Source organism: Archangium sp., from assembly GCF_036388035.1.
In the GTDB taxonomy this organism is placed as follows: domain Bacteria; phylum Myxococcota; class Myxococcia; order Myxococcales; family Myxococcaceae; genus Archangium.
Genome location: NZ_DASVSO010000422.1, coordinates 1 through 3,405, shown reverse-complemented (window position 1 = coordinate 3,405; position 3,405 = coordinate 1). Strand labels below are relative to the sequence as shown.

The window sequence follows — 3,405 nt, the reverse complement described above, 5'->3', positions numbered from 1 at the left end:
GTGAGGTAGTTCACGTTGCCCAGCAGCACCAGGGCGATCTCCCGCCCGTGCCGCTCGATCGTCTCGAGGATGTCCTCGGTGCGCAGCGTCTCCTCGCCCTCGCGAGGGGAGAGGCGGATGGTGGCCTCGTTCGGGTCCTGCCCGTGGAAGCGCAACTGCGAGGCCACCGCGTACTGGTCCGACGGGAAGGCCCCGGCCTCCATGAGGATTTTGCGGCGCTCGCCCGAGGGCTGGTAGAAGGACACCAGCATCAGGTGCAGGTTCACCGTGAGGGTGTTCATCACCACCACTTCGAGGGGGTGGGCCCCCACGAGCCGGGCCGTCTGCTCGGTGAGCAGCTCGTGGTAGGGCATCCACGGACGCTGCCCGGTGAAGTGGCCCTCCACCCCGTGCTTCTCCCAGTCCTCCAGGGCCTCGAGCACGTAGGGCTTCGCCTTGCGCGGCTGGAGCCCCAGCGAGTTGCCCACGAGGTAGATGACCGGCTCTCCGCTCTGGGTGCGCGGGAAGAGGAACTCCTCCCGGAAGGAGCGCAGCGGATCCTGCGCATCCATCCGCCGGGCGAAGTCCTCACTGGCCTCGAAACGCACTGCTTCACCGCTACCGCTCATCTACTTGAACTCCTCTGCTGAACGCCCGAGCCACTCGAGCGCATTGCGCCACAACAACCGCTCCCGGGTGGAAGCGTCGAAGTCCGAGAGGGACTCCACCAGGGTGCCCGGCCGGTCCTCGCCGAGCGGGAAGGGATAGTCGCTGCCCAGGGCGACCTTGTCCGGGCCGAACAGCCGCACGATGAAGCGCAGCATCTCCGGGTCGTGCACGAGCGAGTCCACCCAGAAACGGCCCAGGTACTCGCGAGGCGGCACCGGGTTGTCCACCGCCACGAGGTCCGGCCGCACCTGGAAGCCGTGCTCGATGCGCCCGAAGGTGCCCGGGAAGGCGCCGCCGCCGTGCGCGAAGGCGAGCCGCAGCTTCGGCAGCTTCTCCAGCGTGCCGGAAAACAGGAGCGAGCAGACGGCGATCGCCACCTCCGCGGGCATGCCCACGAGCCAGGGCATCCAGTACTTCTTCATGCGGGCGTCGCCCAGCATGTCCCAGGGGTGGACGAAGAGGGCCGCGCCCAGCTCGGCCGCCGCCTCGAAGAAGGGGAAGAGCTCCGGCTCGCCCAGGTTGGTGCCGTTGACGTGCGAGCCCACCTGCACTCCGGCCAGCCCCAGCTCGCGCACGCAGCGCTCCAGCTCGCGCACGGCGAGCGCCGGGGACTGGAGGGGCACCGTGCCCAGGCCCACGAAGCGCTTGGGGTGCGCCCGCACCACCGAGGCGAGCTGGTCGTTGAGGAAGCGCGACAGGTCCAGCCCGTGCTCCGGCTTCGCCCAGTAGCCGAACATCACCGGCACCGTGGAGAGCACCTGCACGGAAACACCGCTCGCATCGCACTCCTCGATGCGCTTCACCGGATCCCAGCAGTTGCTCTCAATCTCCCGGAAGAACTTCCCGTCATCCCGCACCATGCGCGCCCGACACGGAGCGTGGTGCTCCAGCGTCATGAAGCCGCCGTAGCCGAAGCGCTCGGCGAAGCGCGGCAGCTCGGGCGGCAGCAGGTGGGTGTGGATGTCGATCTTCATGACGCGCGCTTCTCTCGCGTCAGCTGGAAGCCGCACTTCTTGCAGGTGCAGTGCTCCGGGTTGCCATAGAAGCGGTCGAACACCGGCGGGAGCTGGGTGACGATGTTGGTGACCTGGAGGTACTCGTCATAGAGCTTCGTGTCGCACTGGGGGCAGAACCACGCGAACCCGTCCAGCTCGCCCTCCCGCCGCTTGCGCTCGATGACCAGCCCCACCGTGCCCGCCGGCCGCTGCGGCGAGTGCGGCACCCGGGGCGGCAGCAGGAAGATCTCCCCCTCGCGGATGGGGATGTCCACGGGCTTGCCGTCCTCGATGACGCGCAGGTTGATGTCGCCCTCCACCTGGTAGAAGAACTCCTCGCTCTCGTCGATGTGGAAGTCGGTGCGCGAGTTGGGCCCGCCCACCACCATCACGATGAAGTCCCGGTCCTGCCACACCATCTGGTTGCCCACGGGGGGCTTGAGCAGGTGGCGGTGCTCGTCGATCCACTTCTTGAAGTTGAGGGGCTGCAGTCGGCTCATCTCACTCTCCAATGGTCGCGACGCACTTCAATTCAATCGCAATCGGCGTGGGCAGCGCGGTGATTCCGAGCGTCGTCCGGCACGGCGGCGTGGGCACGTCCTTGAAGTACTCGGCCCACAGCCGGTTGTAGGTGGGGAAGTCCTTCTTCATGTCCGTGAGGTACACCGTCACGTCCACCAGCTTGTCCCAGGACGAGCCCGCCTCCTCCAGGATGTAGCGCACGTTGCGGAACACCGAGTGGCACTGCGTCTCGATGTCGTAGGAGACGATGTTGCCCTGGGCGTCCAGCTCGACGCCGGGAATCTTCTTGCTCCCGCGCTCGCGAGGGCCCACGCCGGAGAGGAAGAGCAGGTGGCCCACGCGCCGGGCGTGGGGGTAGAGGCCCACCGGCTCCGGGGCCTTCTGGGAGTCGACCCGGTCGCTCATAGCTTCACGCACACGTTCTTGGGCTCGGTGAAGAAGCGCAGCACGTCCCAGCCGCCCTCCCGCCCCACGCCCGAGTCCTTCACCCCGCCAAACGGCGTGCGCAGGTCGCGCAGCATCCAGCAGTTCACCCAGACGATGCCGCTCTCCAGCTTCGCCGCGAAGCGGTGCGCCCGGCTCAGGTCCCGCGTCCACACGCTCGCCGCCAGCCCGTAGCGCGTGCTGTTGGCCCAGGCCAGCACCTCCTCTTCCTTCTCGAAGGGCGTGAGCGTGGCCACCGGGCCAAAAATCTCCTCCTGGTTCGTGCGGCACGCGTGGCCCAGGCCCTCGAGGAGCGTGGGCTCCACGAACCAGCCGTTGCGGCAGCGCCCCGGCACCTGCGCGCGCCGGCCTCCGGTGAGGACGCGGCCTCCCTCCTGGCGGGCCAGCTCGACGTAGCTCATCACCTTCTCGAAGTGCTGCGGCGACACCAGCGCGCCCTGGTCCGTCGAGGACTCCAGCGGATCTCCCACCTTCAGCGCCCGCGTACGCTCCACCAGCGCCTCCTTGAAGCGCTCATAGAGGGGGGCCTGCACGAAGATGCGCGAGCCGCAGAGACAGATTTGGCCCTGGTTGGAGAAGGACGAGCGCACCGTGGTGGCCAGCGCCTCGTCGAAGTCGCAGTCCTCGAAGATGACGTTGGGATTCTTCCCGCCCATCTCCAGCGACAGCTTCTTGAAGAGCGGCGCGGCGGTGCGGGCGATCTCCGCGCCCGTGCGCGTGCTGCCCGTGAAGGAGATGGCGCTGATGTCCGGGTGGCGGCTCATCGCGGAGCCCACCTTGGCGCCGTAGCCGTGGA

Annotated in this window: 4 protein-coding genes and 1 pseudogene; all 5 read right to left on the bottom strand. The window is 68.1% G+C overall.

What is annotated here, in order from left to right; genetic code table 11:
* Positions 1-608 (bottom strand): annotated as a pseudogene (locus VF697_RS16985) (kynureninase); the annotation flags it as partial.
* Positions 609-1,622, bottom strand: coding sequence for an amidohydrolase family protein (locus VF697_RS16980; RefSeq protein ID WP_331096243.1), 1,014 nt, complete (start codon positions 1,620-1,622; stop codon positions 609-611). It lies immediately after the preceding pseudogene.
* Positions 1,619-2,143, bottom strand: coding sequence for a 3-hydroxyanthranilate 3,4-dioxygenase (gene nbaC, locus VF697_RS16975; protein ID WP_331096240.1), 525 nt, complete (start codon positions 2,141-2,143; stop codon positions 1,619-1,621). The genes VF697_RS16980 and nbaC overlap by 4 nt, the downstream gene beginning before the upstream one ends.
* Position 2,144: 1 nt before the next feature.
* The gene (locus VF697_RS16970) at positions 2,145-2,570 is read right to left on the bottom strand and encodes a RidA family protein (protein WP_331096238.1); all 426 of its coding nucleotides are present in this window, start codon (positions 2,568-2,570) and stop codon (positions 2,145-2,147) included.
* The coding region (locus tag VF697_RS16965; RefSeq protein WP_331096236.1) for an aldehyde dehydrogenase family protein at positions 2,567-3,405 on the bottom strand (839 nt) is incomplete at its 5' end. The genes VF697_RS16965 and VF697_RS16970, both read right to left, overlap by 4 nt.